Source organism: Solibacillus sp. FSL K6-1126, assembly GCF_038003445.1.
Lineage (GTDB): Bacteria > Bacillota > Bacilli > Bacillales_A > Planococcaceae > Solibacillus > Solibacillus silvestris.
The window spans coordinates 3,629,250-3,647,500 of record NZ_JBBOPD010000001.1; the positions used below are offsets into that span (position 1 = coordinate 3,629,250).

The 18,251-nt window shown below is 42.5% G+C and carries 15 protein-coding genes, 16 tRNA genes and 2 rRNA genes; 8 read left to right on the top strand and 25 right to left on the bottom strand.

Going from position 1 to position 18,251, the window contains the following annotated elements; all coding sequences use genetic code 11:
* Complete coding sequence (locus MHH44_RS18085; RefSeq protein WP_008406494.1) at positions 1 to 468, top strand: thioredoxin family protein; 468 nt, start codon at positions 1 to 3, stop codon at positions 466 to 468.
* A gap of 56 nt (positions 469 to 524) precedes the next feature.
* Positions 525 to 1,358: an RluA family pseudouridine synthase gene (locus MHH44_RS18090; protein ID WP_008406495.1), complete on the top strand. Its 834-nt coding sequence runs from the start codon at positions 525 to 527 to the stop codon at positions 1,356 to 1,358.
* Positions 1,359 to 1,398: 40 nt separating this feature from the next.
* On the opposite strand, the gene MHH44_RS18095 is transcribed toward MHH44_RS18090, so the two are convergent.
* Positions 1,399 to 1,947: an acyl dehydratase gene (locus tag MHH44_RS18095; RefSeq protein ID WP_340799272.1), complete on the bottom strand. Its 549-nt coding sequence runs from the start codon at positions 1,945 to 1,947 to the stop codon at positions 1,399 to 1,401.
* Between the two features lie 29 nt (positions 1,948 to 1,976).
* Positions 1,977 to 2,807, bottom strand: coding sequence for an aldo/keto reductase (locus MHH44_RS18100; protein ID WP_340799273.1), 831 nt, complete (start codon positions 2,805 to 2,807; stop codon positions 1,977 to 1,979).
* A 189-nt stretch (positions 2,808 to 2,996) separates the two neighbouring features.
* Here MHH44_RS18100 and MHH44_RS18105 point away from each other — a divergent pair, with 189 nt between their 5' ends.
* Positions 2,997 to 4,610, top strand: a complete 1,614-nt coding sequence (locus MHH44_RS18105) for a long-chain fatty acid--CoA ligase (RefSeq protein WP_340799274.1) — start codon at positions 2,997 to 2,999, stop codon at positions 4,608 to 4,610.
* Positions 4,611 to 4,945: 335 nt separating this feature from the next.
* Here MHH44_RS18105 and MHH44_RS18110 read toward each other — a convergent pair whose 3' ends face one another.
* The gene (locus tag MHH44_RS18110; protein WP_008406499.1) at positions 4,946 to 5,122 is read right to left on the bottom strand and encodes a hypothetical protein; all 177 of its coding nucleotides are present in this window, start codon (positions 5,120 to 5,122) and stop codon (positions 4,946 to 4,948) included.
* Between the two features lie 368 nt (positions 5,123 to 5,490).
* Between MHH44_RS18110 and MHH44_RS18115 the strand changes: the two genes are divergently transcribed.
* Positions 5,491 to 6,378, top strand: coding sequence for a VOC family protein (locus MHH44_RS18115; protein WP_340799275.1), 888 nt, complete (start codon positions 5,491 to 5,493; stop codon positions 6,376 to 6,378).
* 113 nt (positions 6,379 to 6,491) lie between these two features.
* Positions 6,492 to 7,259 (top strand): sporulation protein, encoded by a 768-nt coding sequence (locus MHH44_RS18120; protein ID WP_340799276.1) that lies wholly within the window; start codon positions 6,492 to 6,494, stop codon positions 7,257 to 7,259.
* 38 nt (positions 7,260 to 7,297) lie between these two features.
* Here MHH44_RS18120 and trmL read toward each other — a convergent pair whose 3' ends face one another.
* On the bottom strand, positions 7,298 to 7,771 hold the full coding sequence (gene trmL / locus MHH44_RS18125; RefSeq protein ID WP_251690440.1) for a tRNA (uridine(34)/cytosine(34)/5-carboxymethylaminomethyluridine(34)-2'-O)-methyltransferase TrmL: 474 nt from the start codon (positions 7,769 to 7,771) through the stop codon (positions 7,298 to 7,300).
* A gap of 16 nt (positions 7,772 to 7,787) precedes the next feature.
* Entirely contained in the window at positions 7,788 to 8,921 is a 1,134-nt protein-coding gene (gene queG / locus MHH44_RS18130) for a tRNA epoxyqueuosine(34) reductase QueG (RefSeq protein ID WP_340799277.1), read from the bottom strand.
* Between the two features lie 99 nt (positions 8,922 to 9,020).
* Here queG and MHH44_RS18135 point away from each other — a divergent pair, with 99 nt between their 5' ends.
* Both MHH44_RS18135 and MHH44_RS18140 read left to right on the top strand, forming a co-directional pair.
* Positions 9,021 to 9,710 carry a B3/B4 domain-containing protein gene (locus tag MHH44_RS18135; RefSeq protein ID WP_340799278.1) on the top strand — a complete coding sequence of 230 codons (690 nt, stop codon included), beginning with the start codon at positions 9,021 to 9,023 and terminating at the stop codon, positions 9,708 to 9,710.
* A gap of 13 nt (positions 9,711 to 9,723) precedes the next feature.
* Positions 9,724 to 10,233 carry a DIP1984 family protein gene (locus tag MHH44_RS18140; RefSeq protein WP_339263219.1) on the top strand — a complete coding sequence of 170 codons (510 nt, stop codon included), beginning with the start codon at positions 9,724 to 9,726 and terminating at the stop codon, positions 10,231 to 10,233.
* Between the two features lie 234 nt (positions 10,234 to 10,467).
* On the opposite strand, the gene MHH44_RS18145 is transcribed toward MHH44_RS18140, so the two are convergent.
* The gene (locus MHH44_RS18145; protein ID WP_008406507.1) at positions 10,468 to 11,379 is read right to left on the bottom strand and encodes a S66 peptidase family protein; all 912 of its coding nucleotides are present in this window, start codon (positions 11,377 to 11,379) and stop codon (positions 10,468 to 10,470) included.
* 127 nt (positions 11,380 to 11,506) lie between these two features.
* Here MHH44_RS18145 and MHH44_RS18150 point away from each other — a divergent pair, with 127 nt between their 5' ends.
* Positions 11,507 to 12,385, top strand: coding sequence for a DMT family transporter (locus MHH44_RS18150; RefSeq protein WP_008406508.1), 879 nt, complete (start codon positions 11,507 to 11,509; stop codon positions 12,383 to 12,385).
* A 30-nt stretch (positions 12,386 to 12,415) separates the two neighbouring features.
* Here the strand turns inward: MHH44_RS18150 and nagB are convergent, their stop codons facing one another.
* From nagB to MHH44_RS18245, 19 genes are all read right to left on the bottom strand, one after another.
* Positions 12,416 to 13,147 (bottom strand): glucosamine-6-phosphate deaminase, encoded by a 732-nt coding sequence (gene nagB / locus MHH44_RS18155; RefSeq protein WP_008406509.1) that lies wholly within the window; start codon positions 13,145 to 13,147, stop codon positions 12,416 to 12,418.
* Positions 13,148 to 13,559: 412 nt separating this feature from the next.
* Positions 13,560 to 13,640, bottom strand: a tRNA-Leu gene (locus MHH44_RS18160).
* A gap of 44 nt (positions 13,641 to 13,684) precedes the next feature.
* Positions 13,685 to 13,758, bottom strand: a tRNA-Cys gene (locus tag MHH44_RS18165).
* A gap of 5 nt (positions 13,759 to 13,763) precedes the next feature.
* A tRNA-Gly gene (locus MHH44_RS18170) sits at positions 13,764 to 13,838 on the bottom strand.
* 12 nt (positions 13,839 to 13,850) lie between these two features.
* A tRNA-Gln gene (locus tag MHH44_RS18175) sits at positions 13,851 to 13,925 on the bottom strand.
* Between the two features lie 23 nt (positions 13,926 to 13,948).
* Positions 13,949 to 14,024, bottom strand: a tRNA-His gene (locus MHH44_RS18180).
* 39 nt (positions 14,025 to 14,063) lie between these two features.
* Positions 14,064 to 14,139 (bottom strand) — tRNA-His (locus MHH44_RS18185).
* A gap of 32 nt (positions 14,140 to 14,171) precedes the next feature.
* Positions 14,172 to 14,245, bottom strand: a tRNA-Trp gene (locus tag MHH44_RS18190).
* 10 nt (positions 14,246 to 14,255) lie between these two features.
* Positions 14,256 to 14,339: transfer RNA gene (locus MHH44_RS18195), tRNA-Tyr, on the bottom strand.
* 6 nt (positions 14,340 to 14,345) lie between these two features.
* A tRNA-Thr gene (locus MHH44_RS18200) sits at positions 14,346 to 14,421 on the bottom strand.
* A 7-nt stretch (positions 14,422 to 14,428) separates the two neighbouring features.
* Positions 14,429 to 14,504 (bottom strand) — tRNA-Phe (locus MHH44_RS18205).
* A gap of 22 nt (positions 14,505 to 14,526) precedes the next feature.
* Positions 14,527 to 14,602: transfer RNA gene (locus MHH44_RS18210), tRNA-Asp, on the bottom strand.
* Positions 14,603 to 14,605: 3 nt separating this feature from the next.
* Positions 14,606 to 14,680: transfer RNA gene (locus MHH44_RS18215), tRNA-Met, on the bottom strand.
* A gap of 18 nt (positions 14,681 to 14,698) precedes the next feature.
* Positions 14,699 to 14,774 (bottom strand) — tRNA-Val (locus MHH44_RS18220).
* A gap of 27 nt (positions 14,775 to 14,801) precedes the next feature.
* A tRNA-Glu gene (locus tag MHH44_RS18225) sits at positions 14,802 to 14,876 on the bottom strand.
* Positions 14,877 to 14,893: 17 nt separating this feature from the next.
* Positions 14,894 to 14,985 (bottom strand) — tRNA-Ser (locus MHH44_RS18230).
* Between the two features lie 9 nt (positions 14,986 to 14,994).
* Positions 14,995 to 15,070 (bottom strand) — tRNA-Asn (locus MHH44_RS18235).
* Positions 15,071 to 15,084: 14 nt separating this feature from the next.
* Positions 15,085 to 15,200: ribosomal RNA gene (rrf, locus tag MHH44_RS18240) — 5S ribosomal RNA — on the bottom strand.
* A gap of 120 nt (positions 15,201 to 15,320) precedes the next feature.
* Positions 15,321 to 18,249, bottom strand: a 23S ribosomal RNA gene (locus tag MHH44_RS18245).
* Positions 18,250 to 18,251: the final 2 nt, after the last annotated feature.

Here is an 18,251-nt window from a genome sequence, read left to right on the forward strand (position 1 = left end):
TTGAAGAAGTTAGCGATTGTCGGTGCAGTAATTGTGTTATTATTCGCAGCAATTATCGTCCTGACAAACATGAAAAACAATGAAAAACTAGAAAACAATCCGTACGGTACAGACAACTTAAAACAATCAACAATCGACTTATTGGACGATGAAAACTATCAAAATATCATTTTACCAGATGCATTGGCAGAAAAAATCGAGTCAGGTGAAGGCGTTGTCGGCTATTTCTTCAGTCCAGAATGTTCTCACTGCCAAAACTACACTCCAAAACTTATGCCGATTGCCGACGAACTTGATGTTCAAGTCGATCAATTAAACATTCTTGAGTTTGATGAATGGAATACTTATAATATTACATCAACACCAACACTTATCTACTTCGAAGACGGCAAAGAGGTTGCCCGTCTGGAAGGTGACGCACCAGATGAAACAACGCGTCAATTCTTTAACGATGTTGTGTTAAAATAAGACTATATTTAAATCGTGTTCTTTACGAGCACGATTTTTCATTTGGAGGAAAATTAATGTTCACATATATCATTCACGAAAACGGACAAACCGTAGAAGACCTGCTGCGCGATAAATGGCGGTTAGGCAAAAAGCTAGTTCACGAATTACGTATGGCTAAAGCAGTAACAATTGATGGAGAGCCCATTATGTGGAAGGAGCCGTTTGAAAAAGGGACAAAAATCGAATTTGCATTTGATATTCCCGCTTCGAACTATACTCCAACGGACAGCTGCGATGTAAAAATCCGCTATGAAGACGAGCACTGCCTTATTGTTTCAAAGCCTAAAGGAATGGCGACACATCCAAACGAGCCAACTGACAACGACACATGCATGAATCATGTCATGCGTTATATTATGGATAACGGCGGGCATTATGCGGAGCATGTTCACCGTTTAGATCAAGGAACAAACGGCTTACTGCTTGTCGCAAAGCATCCGGTTGCAAAGTCTATTTTCGACCGTATGATCGAAGAAAAAACAATCGTGCGTACGTATGCCGCAGAAGTTCAGGGCAACCTTCGTACAGACAGCGGTACGATCAACGCTGGTATTGGTAAAGACCGCCATCATAATACTCGCCGTGTCGTATCACCTACCGGCCAGCATGCAGTGACACATTACGAGGTAGTGAATCGCTATAAAGGTACTTGTGTTGTCCATGTTGTTCTTGAGACAGGACGTACACACCAGATTCGTGTGCATATGGCGCATCTGGGCCACCCGATTGTTGGTGATACAATGTACGGTGCACGTGAAACCGCGTCAGGTGATTATGCATTGCACGCCATTCAGCTAGCATTTATGCACCCGTTTTTAGACGAGCAGATCATCGTGAAAGATAACTAAAAAAGAGGCGTTCGTAATTAAAATACGGACGCCCTTTTTCCTATCTTTTTTCACGCTCAATATAAGTTACTTCATTCGCTCTTGAAAATTGATAAATCAAGCTTCTACCGGTTGAGTGCAATTCTTTTTCTTTAATGACAAACTGATCCCCTGTTTTTGTTGTAAATGTGATATCTCCCTTGTTACTGCCTACTACATATTCATAAACAACTTCATCGAAATCTTCCCACCGATATTGTTGTTCCTCAAATAAATGATGTCGCTCCAATTGTTCCTGGCTAATCAACAAATAATTTTGAGTCGATAAGTACCCAATGCCAACACTCAATATAAAGAGTAATAGTCCAATCAAATAAACTTTTATATTACGCCTGTACGCTAAAATCCACAGCATCACTATCGCAACAAAACACGCCACCAGAACTAGTCTTAAATTAATTGGATTCGGAATAAACGTAGCGGCTGTGTTATTATACTGGAAAAACTCCATCTGAAAAATCGGATGGAAAATCATAATAAAAGGTGCAAGAACTACAATCGTTACTGCAGCCATCGAGAAAAACAAACTCGGTGAAAAGTTTTTAAACACAGTTTCACTCCCCCTAAGTAAAAACGATGTTAGAAATCAAACTTGAAATTATCAGGATTTTGTCCAAAACGTTCATTACGGTTCAATGCATTTAACTGCTGCATCGTTTCATTCGTTAATTCGAAATGATATAGTTCACTATTTTCTTTTATGCGTGAAGCTGTAACAGATTTCGGAATAATGATGACATCGTTTTGCAAATGCCAACGTAAGATGATTTGAGCTGGTGATACATTATATTCATCTGCAATACGAATAATCGTTTCATCGTTTAAAACTTTTCCGCGTCCAAGCGGTGACCATGCTGTTACCGCAATTTGCTGCTGTTCACAAAATGCACGTAGTGGTTCTTGGGTTAAATACGGGTGGGCTTCGATTTGGTTAACCATTGGCGCGACGTTGCAAGTTGCCAAAATTGTCTTTAAATGATGTTCATGATGGTTTGATACTCCCGTTACACGGATGAGTTTTTCATCATACAAGCGTTCAATTGCACGGTACGTATCTACATATTTATGTTCGACCGGCCAATGTGTTAAATAAAGATCCACATAATCCATATCAAGCTTTTTCAATGATGTTTCGAATGCACGTAAAGTATTGTCATAGCCTTGGTCGCTATTCCAAACTTTTGTTGTAACAAAGAGATCCTCGCGCGGTACAGAAGAATGGCGAATGGCTTCCCCTACTTCTTCTTCATTGTAATAAAGCGCTGCTGTGTCGATTGCACGGTAACCTAGATCAAGCGCTGTTTCAATCGCCTCAAGTGTTTCATCACGGTCTGTCATTTTATAAACGCCTAATCCTAAATAAGGCATTTCTGCGCCATTGGCTAATTTTTTCGTTGAGTGTAAATTCATTTTGTTCACCTCTTAAATTTGATTGTACTTATTATAACATTCTAATTATTTGCCGTTTATTAATCGCTATCAATTGTTAATGCTTACTGGCCAGTAAACTTATTATCTACTATATTCCCATTACCAGAATAATCTTCCAGATACAGGAGTATATATTATAATATATTCTCTTGGAGGAGCTGAAAAACTATGATGGATACACAACTAGTTTTGACTGGATTTTTGAAGCGTGCACAACGGTATTTCCCGAACAAACAAATTATCTCACGTACAAGCCCCACTAAGACACATCGTATTACATTCAATGACTATGTAAAAAGAACACATCGATTAGCGGATGCCCTAACAAAGCTTGGGATGAAGCGCGGCACAAAAGTCGGTACATTTGCCTGGAATCATCATCGTCATCTCGAAGCGTATTTTGCGATTCCGAGCAGTGGTGCAGTTTTACACACGATTAACATCCGACTTGCCCCAGAACATATTGTTTATATTATTAATCATGCCGAAGATGAAATTTTATTGATTGATAGCGACTTATTCCCATTAGTCGAGCCTGCACTAGGCCACTTGAAAACGGTCAAGCATATTATTGTCATGGGGGATGAATTGAGCGCTCCACAATCCAGTTTTCCGAATGTATATAGCTATGAACAGCTTCTTCAGGAAGCGGATGAAAATTTCGAGTTTCCGACAGATCTGGATGAAAATTTGCCGGCTGGGATGTGCTACACTTCAGCAACGACGGGTATGCCAAAAGGTGTCGTTTATACACATCGAAGCATCGTACTGCATAGCTTGGCACTAGGTCTTGCTGAATCCTTTGCCATTAAAGAAAGCGATACTGCCCTGCCGATTGTACCGATGTTCCATGCAAATGCATGGGGCTTCCCGTTTGCTGCATTGAATTTCGGCTCAAATATTATTTTACCGGGACCGATGATGACACCTGGCTTAGTTTTGGATCTGATTGAACAAGAGAGAGTAACGATTACAGCTGGTGTTCCAACAATTTGGCTTGGTGCACTTTCCGAACAGGAAAAACAGCCCCGCGATCTCTCTTCTGTCCGTTTAATCATTTCGGGTGGTTCCGCTTCCCCGAAAGGTTTAATTCAAGCTTACAATGAAAAACTCGGTGTTCCGTATATCAACGCTTACGGTATGACGGAAACTTCACCGCTTGTAAGTATGTCGCATCTTATAAGTGAGATGAACGACTATACAGATGATGAACAGTTAAACATTCGTGTATCCCAAGGATTGACGGTTTCGCTAATTGAAACAGAGGTCGTGAACGAAAACGGTCCGGTTCCATGGGATGGCAAAACAATGGGTGAACTACGTGTCCGCGGTCCATGGATTGCCTCAGAATATTATAATGATGAGCGGACAAAAGAAGCATTCCGAGATGGCTGGCTTTATACAGGTGACATTGCGGTATATACAAAAGAAGGCTATATCAAAATTACCGACCGCACAAAGGACCTTATTAAATCGGGCGGTGAATGGATTTCGTCCGTTGATCTTGAAAATGCCCTCATGTCACATCCTGCTGTATTCGAAGCAGCCGTAATTGCGGTCCCCCATCCAAAGTGGCAGGAGCGTCCGTTGGCATGTGTCGTTTTAAAAGAAGGTGCAACGGCATCTAAAGAAGAGCTCATCGAGTCAATTGAACTGGAGTTTGCAAAGTGGTGGCTTCCGGATGATGTTGTATTTTTAAACGAAATCCCAAAAACTTCTGTCGGCAAATTTCTAAAAGCAACTTTGCGGGAACAATTAAAAGACTACGAGGTTCAAATTTAACTAGAAAAAGTATAAAATCTTAGTAAGAAACGGATATTTTATAAAATTGATTGAAATGAAGGGCGAGTGTTCGTGCTGACGGTTTCACCTTTCGCACTGTGAAAACATTAGCTGACGGCTACGCCTTTCGCTACAAGCAAGCTTCCTGCGGGATGAGCAAAATTTATTTTGCGACGAAAGCGAAGCGGCAGGAGCACCGACGCCTGAGACTACAGGCTCAGGCCTTGCCCGCGGAAAGCGTTCCGGAATGGAAATCAATTATTATGCATAGCAAAAAGACGCCACTTTTCTTTGAGAAAAGTGGCGTCTTTGGATTATGTCCCAAACTAACTTTTTTATTTTCCCTCTTCCTGCTGTTCATCCTCTTCATCATCAAACTGCTGCGGATCTGAAATGCGTTCCGCTTCTTCCAATTGTCCACCGTCTCGCAAGTTCTCCATTTGCTTCCCGAGAATTTTCAGCTCATCCATCGTATTAGCCATATTTCCATTAACGATTTCTTCTCTTTTCATATAAATCCCTCCAAATTAATTTAGTATTATTTTTTTCCAATTTTGACTGATTTCTGTCATAAATAAAGTATTCATTCAAATAATTTATGCTATACTGAAAAAAGAGATAATTAAAACATGAGGAGGATTCTTCCATGAAATTACTTTTAATTCTTGGTGTCAGCATATCATTTTTAATCGCTATTTTCACAGCTGGCTATGATAGCAAACCATTCTCAAAAGAAAGATAATTCCACTAGCTTTCCAGTAAAGGACAATCGTTAATTAGCGGTTGTCTTTTTCATTTGACTTTTATTGTTGCATATTTTATATTAGTTACATAAAGTAAGTTGATTATAAAAAATAACCATCAAGGGAGATCATATATTATGGCTACACATTTTCATAAAAAACCAAATCTTTATCCTGCTCATGTTCAATTAAAAGTTTCTGACTTAGTACGTTCGATCGAATACTACACAACAGTTATCGGCTTTAAAGTATTACAGCAAACAGAAACGGAAGCATACTTGACAGCAGACGGACAAACAAGCTTAGTATCACTAGTCGAAGTACAAAATGCTCAGCCACTTAAACAAGGCTTTGCAGGTTTATACCACTTAGCATTACTATTACCCTCTCGCAAGGACTTAGGAAACATCGTACAGCATTTTATTAATCTGAATGTTCGTATTGGGGCAGCAGATCATGATGTTTCAGAAGCACTTTACTTAAACGATCCAGATGGAAATGGTATTGAAATTTATATCGACCGTCATGAATCGGAATGGACTTGGAATCAGGACGAACAAGTCCATATGGTGACAGAACAGCTGAATTTCCAGCCGATTTTAGCAGCTGCAGACGGCAATTGGAACGGCTTGCCTGCTGACACTGTTATGGGGCATGTACACTTATCCGTAGTAAATCTGGACAAATCGGAGCAGTTTTATACAAATGTATTGGATTATAATGTCGTGACTCGTTACGGTGCACAGGCGCTGTTCGTATCAACAGGTAAATATCATCACCATTTCGGCTTAAATACTTGGAACAGCAACAACGGCCATGCTCCAACAAACGATATGGTCGGTTTAAAATCCTTTACGGTCGTGTTAAAAAATGCGCAGTATGCAGAAGAAGTAAAACAAAGCCTGACAACTAACGGCTTCATCGTTGAAAACTTTGCAGAAGCACCAGCACACGGGGGTACTCAGCTATTCTCAACAGTGGATCCAAACGGTTTACGCATCATCTTTACATTAGATGGTGAATAAGGCGATGAAAATAACCTAAAGCACGAGCCCGAAAAATTTTTCGGGCTCTTTTTTGAAACTTTCTTTTCTATCCAACGTATACATAATTAATTACAATTAACGGAGGAATTCATTTGTCACTATTTAATAAAGTTTTAGCAAGTGTTGGTATAGGAGCTGCAAAAGTTGATACAAAATTGCACAAATCAACTTACACGTTAAATGAAAATATTTCAGGTGTTGTCGAAATCATCGGGGGTAGCACGGAACAGCAGGTTGATGCAATCTATCTAACACTTCATACAAACTTTATCCGCGAAATTGATGATAAAAAGATTAAAGATGTAGCGGTGCTGCACAAATACAAATTAAATGAGCCATTTACAATTCAGGCAGAAGAAAAACGCCAAATCCCATTTTCATTCGCCCTGCCCCCTGTTGTTCCGGTAACGACGGGCAACTCGCGTGTATGGATTCAAACCGGCTTAGATATTAAAAATGCGGTAGACCCTAAAGATAAAGACTTTATCGAGATTCAGCCGACTCGTCTTGCGAATGGTGTGTTAACAGCGATTCAAAACATGGGTTTCCGGTTGCGTAAAGTAGATAACGAACAAGCCCCTTCTTATTTACGCCGCCAAACACCGATTGTCCAGGAATTTGAGTTTACACCGACAAACAACACGTATCGCCGGTATCTAGACGAACTTGAAGTTGTCTTTTTACATCAATCACCAAACTCAGTCGAAATTTTATTGCAGGTAGATCGACGTGCACGCGGACTTGGAGGTTTTTTATCCGAAGCATTCGATATGGATGAAAGCTTCATCCGCCTCACATTATCCGAACACGACAATATCCAGGCAAAGCTTGAGCAAGTGATAAAAACGAAGAAGAAATAATAACAAGGCAAGAAGCATCAGTCGCTTCTTGCCTTGTTTTATTTTAAACCTGGATAGTTTTGTTGTCTTAGTACTTCGTAAATCACAATTGCCGCTGTATTTGATAAATTCAGGGAGCGGATATGGTCGCTTTGCGGTATGCGCAGACACATATCGGCACGTTCTTTTGCAAATTCTTTCGGCAAGCCTGTCGTTTCTCTTCCGAACATAAAGTACAGGTCACGTTCTGAATTTCTGAAATCATGTGTCGTAAATGGCTCATCACTATATGTTTCAATTAAATAAACATCGCCATCTTTACTGTACTCGATAAAATCTTCTAAAGAATCATGGTATACGACATTCACATGTTCCCAATAATCCAATCCAGCACGCTTTAACATTTTGTCATCTGTTGAAAAACCTAATGGACGGATTAAATGTAATGATGTATTCGTTCCAGCACAAGTGCGGGCAATGTTGCCTGTATTTGCTGGGATTTCTGGTTGATATAATACAATATGGTTTGGCACTTCTGATCCTTCTCTCTTAATGATTTAACATTGCCAGCCCTTTTTCAATCTCGGCCAGCACTTCTTCATCCTGCTCTGTTTTTCTGGCAGCCAATAAAATGTCCTCTGCCCCATCTGTTCCAATTTTTCCGATTGCCCATGCAGCCGTCCCTCTTAATACAGGGCGTTCATCTTCTTGCAATACTTGAACTAAGTCAGGCATTGCCGCTTCTTCTTTAAAGTGGGCAAGCGCTAAAATGGCATTGCGCTGAATCGGCTTTTTGCCGCGCCATGAGCCGGATACATGTCCAAACTTTGCTTTAAATTCCTTATTGGAAATCGATAAAAGCGGCTGAAGTAACGGTTTTGCGATTTCAGGATCCGGCGTGAATTCATCATGAATCCAGTTTAGCTTTCCTTTATTTTTCGGACACACTGTCTGGCATGTATCACAACCATACAACCGGTTTCCGATTTTGGCACGAAATTCATCGGGCAAAAATCCTTTCGTTTGAGTTAAAAAGGCAATGCATCGCTGTGAATTCAGCTGCCCAGGTGCAACGATCGCTCCAGTTGGACATACATCAATACATAATGTACAGTCTCCGCATTCATCCTCCATCGGTGTGTCAGGGGCAAACGGGATATTTGTGATGATCTCGCCTAAATAGACGTACGAACCAAACTCCGGTGTAATGATCGAACAATTTTTTGCGCTCCAACCGATACCTGCCCGTTCTGCAACTGCACGATCTACTAGTTCCCCAGTATCGACCATCGATTTCACCTTTACATTTGGCACACGTTCATGCAGCCATGCTTCAATGAGCTGCAGACGTTCACGAACAGCTGTATGATAGTCAATCCCCCATGAAGCACGGCAAAAAATACCGCGGCGCTCCCCTTTTTTTCCTTGCGGGGCATCTTGCATGCGTGAAGGATAGGCAATCGCGATCGCAATAATACTTTCTGCTTCATCTAATAATTTTAAAGGCTCTGTACGCAGCTCTATATTTGCTTCTTCAAAGCCTGATTGGTATGCTAATTGTTGCTGACGACGCAGACGGTTTTTCAATTCATGAAACGGAGCAGCGGTCGTAAATCCGATTTTATCAACACCAATAGATGCTGCGTATTTCACTAAATCTTCTTGAAGTTGATGAACTTTCATTTCACATACTCCTTTCAAATGATACAATAATTATAAACTTATTTCGTATTACATATTTTAGTATTTCTCCCATTAAAAACAATGTAAGAAGGTGTTCTCATGAATATTTCAATAAATGAAGCTCTTTTTTCTGTCAATGAGCAATTAAAAATTGGCCTTATCCATTATAGCAAAATTATCGTTGAAGAATCTCCTCAAATGATTAAAGGTCGCACACAACTTTATCAGGAAAATCTATATTTGGAATTACAGGAAACACCTGTGACAGAACGTCCTGGTATTAAAGAGTGGCGCCAGCTTTGGAAGGCTTTTGGCGGGGACCCGAACCGGTACCGTCACTCTGCGGAAAGCTTAATGCGCCGTATCGCCAAACAGCAATATTTAGCACCGTTCCATTCGGCTGTTGATTTAAATAACTTCTTCTCCCTGCAATACGAAATTCCTGTTGGCATTTATGATGCAGAAAGTATTGATGGTAATGTGGAAATCAATGTCGGCAATGCATCGACAGGCTATGAAGGAATTAATGGACGCTTTAATTCATTGGATAACATCATCCACGCCAAAGATGCAACCGGTCCATTCGGCAGCCCCTTTGTTGATTCAAAAAGAACGGCAGTGACAGAAGCTACGACAAATGCGCTGCAAATCTTTTATTTACGCCCTTCCCTCAGTGGAAAGGAAGCTGCTGAAATACTAGGCAGTGCAGGAAACATGTTTACACAAATTAGCGGTGGCGAATATGAAGTACATATTCTTTCAAGGGAAAATCCAAAAGTTCATATTTAAGGAGTGAAATCGTTTGACTATAAACTTAGCTGAGGCAGTAAAACTAAAAAGTATCATTACGAAAAGAATCCAGGAACGAACAATACAAGTGCATTCATTAACACATGCTATCATTGAAAAAGGCGAACAGCCGAAAACACCTGATTATACACTCGAAATGCTTGAAGCCGAGTTAAAAGAGCTTCGTTATGATTCACGTAAACTTGATGCCCTGATCTACCGGGCTAATATCGACAATACTATTGTGTTTAAAGATGAGGAAATGCCTATTGTAGAGGCGATTGAACTTGCGAGTCAATTACGTGCAGAAGCACAATTTTGCAAAAACCTTGGTTCTGAGGAAAAAGAGGCTTTCTACCATAATTCCGGTGATGCCATACTTTACCGTGTAGCATTGTATGATCCAATGACATACCGAAACCGTGCAAATGAGCTTGAAAAGGAAGCACATCGCCTTTCCAATTTAATTAATGCCAAAAACTATCAAGTTGAAATTGAATTTGATGACAGTAACTATTTCTAAACCTAGGGCGGTGAGACTCCAAACTAGGTAATAACGGGCGATTTTTGCTTCGGCATCCCCAACTAATGGTCAAACCGATGACCCTTTACCGTTTACACTGTTACCTTTCACACATAACCAACTATAGTAAAAGCTAACACAATCGTAATTGAGTATTTTTGCTCGCCCGTTATTAAAAGACACCTGCTCACTTACACGTGAAAAGGTGTCTTTGCTTTTTATTTCAGCTAAATCCTACTCTACACCCGGTAAAATGCTTAATGTCTTTTCATCTGCATCTAATAATACGTCCACACCTAATGGAATCGCAATATTAGGCTCGCAGTGGCCAATTTTAAACCCTGCTACTGCCGGTTTGTTAAACGGCTTCAAATACCCTTCTATTACCTTCAGCACATCTTCATAGCTGTATGTATCATCCGGCATATTAAAGTCTGCTATTACAAAGCCTGCTGCAAGCTCCAGCTTTCTTGAAAGACGCAGCTGATTCAGCATTAAATCAATTTGCTCAATTGTTTCACCTAAATCTTCAAGTAGTAAAATTTTATTGCGCACATCAATTTCAAATTTAGTTCCAAGTGTGCTGACAATACGGTTTAAATTTCCGCCTGTCAATTCGCCGCGTACAGCTCCCGGTATAATTGTCGTAAGAGGTGAAATGCTTTCTGTATACTGAATTTCAATCGGCTGGAATAGCTGCTGGAACATTTTTTTAGAAAGAGGGTCCAGTTCCCCTTTTGGACTAGACAGCATCGGACCATGGAATGTCACTAAATTTGCAAACTCGTTTACTTGTGTATGTAAAGTCGTCACATCGGAAAAGCCCCAAATTATTTTCGGATTGTCCTCGATTAATGGATAGCTTATCTTATCGATGATTCTTGAGATTCCGTAGCCGCCCTTCACTAAAAAGACTGCCTTCACTTCCGGATCAACAATCATTTGGTGGAAGTCTTTAATCCGCTCCTCGTCGGAACCTGCCAAATAGCCTTCGTATGCCTGTACCGTATTACCAAGCTTATACTTTAAACCTAATTCCTCTAAAAACGCTAATTTATCCCCTAATGATTCTATATTAAGCGGACTACTTAAATTAACTAATCCTACTGTATCGCCATGCTGTAACCTTGCTGGTCGAATTTTCATGCCAATGACCTCCTTTTGCTTCTGTCGTTATTGTATCATAGCGTTTTATGTAAAGCGCATTGCAAATTCCATGTGGTTGTCCCTATAATAGATAAAATCAATTTCCAATATAAGGAGATGCTCAATAATGAAATTTCCACCACAGCTACTGCTCATTTTGGCTACTTTATTGTGGGGTGGCAACTTTGTAATTGGACGAGCTGTTTCAGGAGATATTCCTCCGATTACACTTGCCTTTTTACGTTGGATTGTCGCCTTTCTAGTATTTTTCCCAATCGCTTACAACCGGACGAAAAAAGAATGGCCTGCGCTGAAACAGCATTGGGGTGCTGTCATCATTTTAGCAATAACAGGAGTTGCCGCATTCAATACACTCGTCTACATCGGCTTGCATGATACAACATCCATTAATGCATCTTTAATGAATTCATCAACACCGATTATTATATACATACTGAGCTTTATCTTTTTAAAAGAACGGTTAACGAAGTTCCAAATGATCGGCACACTGCTTTCTTTAGCCGGAGTGCTCTTTATTATATCCGGAGGCTCATTACAAAGCCTGCTTTCATTTTCATTCAACAAAGGGGACTTAATCGTTTTGATTGCGGTAGTGTGCTGGAGTTTCTATTCATTACTCATTAAAAAGTACGCAGGTAAGCTGCCGGGTTATTCAACGTTTTTAGTGACGATTGCAATCGGAGCTATTATGTTACTTCCGTTCGCAGTATATGAACTACTAACAACATCACAAGCAATCGTATGGAACGCTTCGACAATTGGGGCGATTTTTTATGTAGGGATCATTGCTTCGATAGTTGCCTTTTTAAGCTGGAACAATGGCGTTGTCTCATTAGGAGCAAACAAAGCAGGAATCTATTTAAACTTCATTCCTCTATTTGCCACAATCTTTGCTGTACTGTTTTTAAATGAGCAACTCCTCATCGCTCAAGTAATCGGAGGCATTGCGGTAATTACAGGAGTATTTATTTCATCGATCAAATAATGGAGTGCACAATGTATGCACTCCTTTACCTTATTTTACATCTGTATAAATAACCGTCACATCTGGATGGTTGTGCAGTGCGCTCGCAGGGAAATCTTCTGTTACGACACCGCTGCGTAAACGTTCAAATGCCTCCTGTTTTGATGCACCTGAAATTAATAATACAATCTTTTTAGAACTTAAAATCGTTTTGATTCCCATTGTAATGGCATGTGTCGGCACATCATCAATTGAATCAAAATAGACTTGATTCGCTTCACGTGTAGACTGTGCAAGCTCTACAATATTTGTACCTAAATCAAAAGGAGTTCCAGGTTCATTAAAACCGATATGTCCATTTACACCAATTCCTAAAAGCTGTATATCAATATTTCCCGCCGCATTAATCAATGCATCATATTCAGCGGCAGCTTTTTCTAAATTCGACTTATTACCAGCTGGTAAATAAATATTTTCCCGTTTCATATCGATATGATTAAACAGGTTATAGTCCATATAATAATGGTAGCTCGCTTCATTTGCCGGATTAATACCGATATATTCATCCAAGTTGAAAGACTTGGCTTGTTTAAAAGATACTTCGCCTGCCTTATACGCAGCTACAAGCTTTTTATAAAAGCCTTCCGGGGTACCTCCTGTAGCCATTCCAAATACCGTTGAACTATCCTTTTTTAATTGATCTATAAAAATTGTTGCAGCAATTTTACTCAACTCACCATAGTTTGCCGCTTCAATCCACTTAAAATTTGTTGCTACATTCATTTGTTTAATTCCCTACTTCCTCGCTATATTCCATAATTTATATCACTTAAATAAAATGCGTTTTTTTAAAATTCATTCCTAACATCACTATGTTAATTTTATAGTAAATAATTTTAATACGCCAGAAAAAACGTGCAGGATTTTCTGGAAAACATACTAATTTCCTTTGTATATAATATGATATTCTCCCATACTAATTTCCCAATATTCCGTACGCAGACTTTATTTTTCTCATTATCATATAAAAGAATCGATGAATCTATTCTTTCCTAATTTCACTTATAAATACCACTGTTGAAGTCGGATTCTATAATCTATTCTATGCTCTCTAAAAAGATTATGGGACTTTATATATCGATTATAAAAATAAAAAAAGACCTCACAGTATGAACTGTGAAGTCTTTTTTTCAGATACCGAGTGTGGGACTTGAACCCACACGCCTCGCGGCAACGGATTTTGAGTCCGTCGTGTCTGCCATTCCACCAACTCGGCAAAATAAGGTAAAAAAAAATCGGTTTCTCCGATTAAATAAAATATGGAGGCGGCAACCGGATTTGAACCGGTGATAAAGGTGTTGCAGACCTGTGCCTTACCACTTGGCTATGCCGCCATATTTGGAGCGGAAGACGAGGTTCGAACTCGCGACCCCCACCTTGGCAAGGTGGTGTTCTACCACTGAACTACTTCCGCAAAATAAAAAAATGGCTGGGGTACCTGGATTCGAACCAGGGCATGACGGAATCAAAATCCGTTGCCTTACCGCTTGGCTATACCCCAAATATTTAAATTATGATATAGAATGGGGCGACTGATGGGAATCGAACCCACGAATGCCTGAACCACAATCAGGTGCGTTAACCACTTCGCCACAACCGCCACTATATTATAATTTTAACACTTAAACCTAAATAAAAATGGGGCGACTGATGGGAATCGAACCCACGAATGCCTGAACCACAATCAGGTGCGTTAACCACTTCGCCACAACCGCCACTATATTATTTTAAGTATTTTTAAGTTATTTGGCAGGGGCAGTAGGAATCGAACCCACACTGACGGTTTTGGAGACCGTAGTTCTACCTTTAAACTATGCCCCTATCAAAAGGATGGTGGAGGGGGACGGATTCGAACCGCCGAACCCTAAGGAGCGGATTTACAGTCCGCCGCGTTTAGCCACTTCGCTACCCCTCCAGGTAATGGTGCCGGCGAAAGGAGTCGAACCCTCGACCTACTGATTACAAGTCAGTTGCTCTACCAACTGAGCTACACCGGCAAAAATATGGTGGGTTTGGACGGAATCGAACCGCCGACACTTAGAGCTTCAATCTAATGCTCTACCAACTGAGCTACAAACCCACAAATTAATTTTTTAAAAAAATGGCGGTCCCGACCGGGATCGAACCGGCGATCTCCTGCGTGACAGGCAGGCATGTTAACCGCTACACCACGGGACCATTTGGTTGCGGGGGCAGGACTTGAACCTGCGACCTTCGGGTTATGAGCCCGACGAGCTACCACTGCTCCACCCCGCGATAATACTATTTGTTTAATGGTGGAGGATGACGGGCTCGAACCGCCGACCCCCTGCTTGTAAGGCAGGTGCTCTCCCAGCTGAGCTAATCCTCCAATGCTGGATACTACTTATGTATCTTTTGGTGACCCGTACGGGATTCGAACCCGTGTTACCGCCGTGAAAGGGCGGTGTCTTAACCACTTGACCAACGGGCCTCTTTATAAATTAAGCCTGGCGGAGAGTAAGGGATTTGAACCCTTGATGCAGGGTTACCCGCATACACGATTTCCAATCGTGCTCCTTCGGCCACTCGGACAACTCTCCAAGATTTAATGGCTCCGAAGGCAGGACTCGAACCTGCGACCTGCCGGTTAACAGCCGGATGCTCTACCAACTGAGCTACTTCGGAATAATTCTATAACAGCCTAGCGACGTCCTACTCTCACAGGGGGAAGCCCCCAACTACCATCGGCGCTAAAGAGCTTAACTTCCGTGTTCGGTATGGGAACGGGTGTGACCTCTTTGCCATCATCACTAGACTATTTAATCGAAAGACATTATTTATTGTATCATACTTTTCTTATTTGTCAAGTATTTATATAATAATTTTTCATTCTTTCAAAACTGGATAAACGTTTCATTGAATTGAGCAATAAAATGTGGTTAAGTCCTCGACCGATTAGTATTCGTCAGCTGCATGCGTCACCGCACTTCCACCTCGAACCTATCTACCTGATCGTCTTTCAGGGGTCTTACTTACTTGCGTAATGGGAAATCTCATCTTGAGGGGGGCTTCATGCTTAGATGCTTTCAGCACTTATCCCGTCCATACATAGCTACCCAGCGATGCCTTTGGCAAGACAACTGGTACACCAGCGGTATGTCCATCCCGGTCCTCTCGTACTAAGGACAGCTCCTCTCAAATTTCCTACGCCCACGACGGATAGGGACCGAACTGTCTCACGACGTTCTGAACCCAGCTCGCGTACCGCTTTAATGGGCGAACAGCCCAACCCTTGGGACCGACTACAGCCCCAGGATGCGATGAGCCGACATCGAGGTGCCAAACCTCCCCGTCGATGTGGACTCTTGGGGGAGATAAGCCTGTTATCCCCGGGGTAGCTTTTATCCGTTGAGCGATGGCCCTTCCATGCGGAACCACCGGATCACTAAGCCCGTCTTTCGACCCTGCTCGACTTGTAGGTCTCGCAGTCAAGCTCCCTTATGCCTTTACACTCTACGAATGATTTCCAACCATTCTGAGGGAACCTTTGGGCGCCTCCGTTACTCTTTAGGAGGCGACCGCCCCAGTCAAACTGTCCGCCTGACACTGTCTCCTACCCCGCTAAGGGGCATGGGTTAGAAGTTCAATACAACCAGGGTAGTATCCCACCGACGCCTCCTTCGAAGCTGGCGCTCCGAGATCTCTGGCTCCTACCTATCCTGTACAAGTTGTACCAAAATTCAATATCAGGCTACAGTAAAGCTCCACGGGGTCTTTCCGTCCTGTCGCGGGTAACCTGCATCTTCACAGGTACTATAATTTCACCGAGTCTCTCGTTGAGACAGTGCCCAGATCGTTACGCCTTTCGTGCGGGTCGGAACTTACCCGACAAGGAATTTCGCTACCTTAGGACCGTTATAGTTACGGCCGCCGTTTACTGGGGCTTCAATTCACAGCTTCGCTTGCGCTAACCGCTCCTCTTAACCTTCCAGCACCGGGCAGGCGTCAGCCCCTATACGTCACCTTACGGTTTTGCAGAGACCTGTGTTTTTGCTAAACAGTCGCCTGGGCCTATTCACTGCGGCTTCTCTAGGCTATGCACCCAAAGAAGCACCCCTTCTCCCGAAGTTACGGGGTCATTTTGCCGAGTTCCTTAACGAGAGTTCTCTCGCACACCTTAGGATTCTCTCCTCGACTACCTGTGTCGGTTTGCGGTACGGGCACCTCTCACCTCGATAGAGGCTTTTCTTGGCAGTGTGAAATCAGGAACTTCGCTCATACGAGCTCGTCATCACAGCTCAACGTTAAAGTATGCGGATTTGCCTACATACACGCCTTACTGCTTGAACACGCGCAACCAACGGCGTGCTTACCCTATCCTACTGCGTCCCCCCATTTCTCAAACGGTGAGGAGGTGGTACAGGAATATCAACCTGTTGTCCATCGCCTACGCCTATCGGCCTCGGCTTAGGTCCCGACTAACCCTGAGCGGACGAGCCTTCCTCAGGAAACCTTAGTCATACGGTGCATGGGATTCTCACCCATGTTTCGCTACTCATACCGGCATTCTCACTTCTAACCGCTCCACCAGTCCTTCCGGTCTGACTTCAACGCTGTTAGAACGCTCTCCTACCACGCATACTCTAAGTATGCATCCACAGCTTCGGTGAATCGTTTAGCCCCGATACATTTTCGGCGCAGCGTCACTCGACCAGTGAGCTATTACGCACTCTTTAAATGATGGCTGCTTCTAAGCCAACATCCTGGTTGTCTAAGCAACGCCACATCCTTTTCCACTTAACGATTACTTGGGGACCTTAGCTGGTGGTCTGGGCTGTTTCCCTCTTGACTACGGATCTTATCACTCGCAGTCTGACTCCCGTGTATAAATATCCGGCATTCGGAGTTTGTCTGAATTCGGTAAAGCGAGATGCCCCCCTAGTCCAAACAGTGCTCTACCTCCGGTATTCTCAATCACGAGGCTAGCCCTAAAGCTATTTCGGAGAGAACCAGCTATCTCCAGGTTCGATTGGAATTTCTCCGCTACCCACACCTCATCCCCGCACTTTTCAACGTGCGTGGGTTCGGGCCTCCAGTGAGTGTTACCTCACCTTCACCCTGGACATGGGTAGATCACCTGGTTTCGGGTCTACGACCACGTACTAATTCGCCCTATTCAGACTCGCTTTCGCTGCGGCTCCGTCTTCTCAACTTAACCTCGCACGTAATCGTAACTCGCCGGTTCATTCTACAAAAGGCACGCTATCACCCATTAACGGGCTCTAACTACTTGTAGGCACACGGTTTCAGGATCTATTTCACTCCCCTTCCGGGGTGCTTTTCACCTTTCCCTCACGGTACTGGTTCACTATCGGTCACTAGGTAGTATTTAGCCTTGGGAGATGGTCCTCCCGGATTCCGACGGAATTTCACGTGTTCCGCCGTACTCAGGATCCACTCTGGAGGGAATGAACTTTTGACTACAGGGCTTTTACCTTGTTTCGCGGACCTTTCCAAGTCGCTTCGTCTAATTCATTCTTTTGTAACTCCGTATAGAGTGTCCTACAACCCCAAAGAGCAAGCTCTTTGGTTTGGGCTCTTCCCGTTTCGCTCGCCGCTACTCAGGGAATCGAATTTTCTTTCTGTTCCTGCAGGTACTTAGATGTTTCAGTTCCCTGCGTCTGTCTTCAACACGCTATGAATTCACGTGAAGATACTATCCGATTAAAGATAGTGGGTTCCCCCATTCGGAAATCCCCGGATCAAAGCTTACTTACAGCTCCCCGAGGCATATCGGTGTTAGTGCCGTCCTTCATCGACTCCTAGTGCCAAGGCATCCACCGTGCGCCCTTATTAACTTAACCAA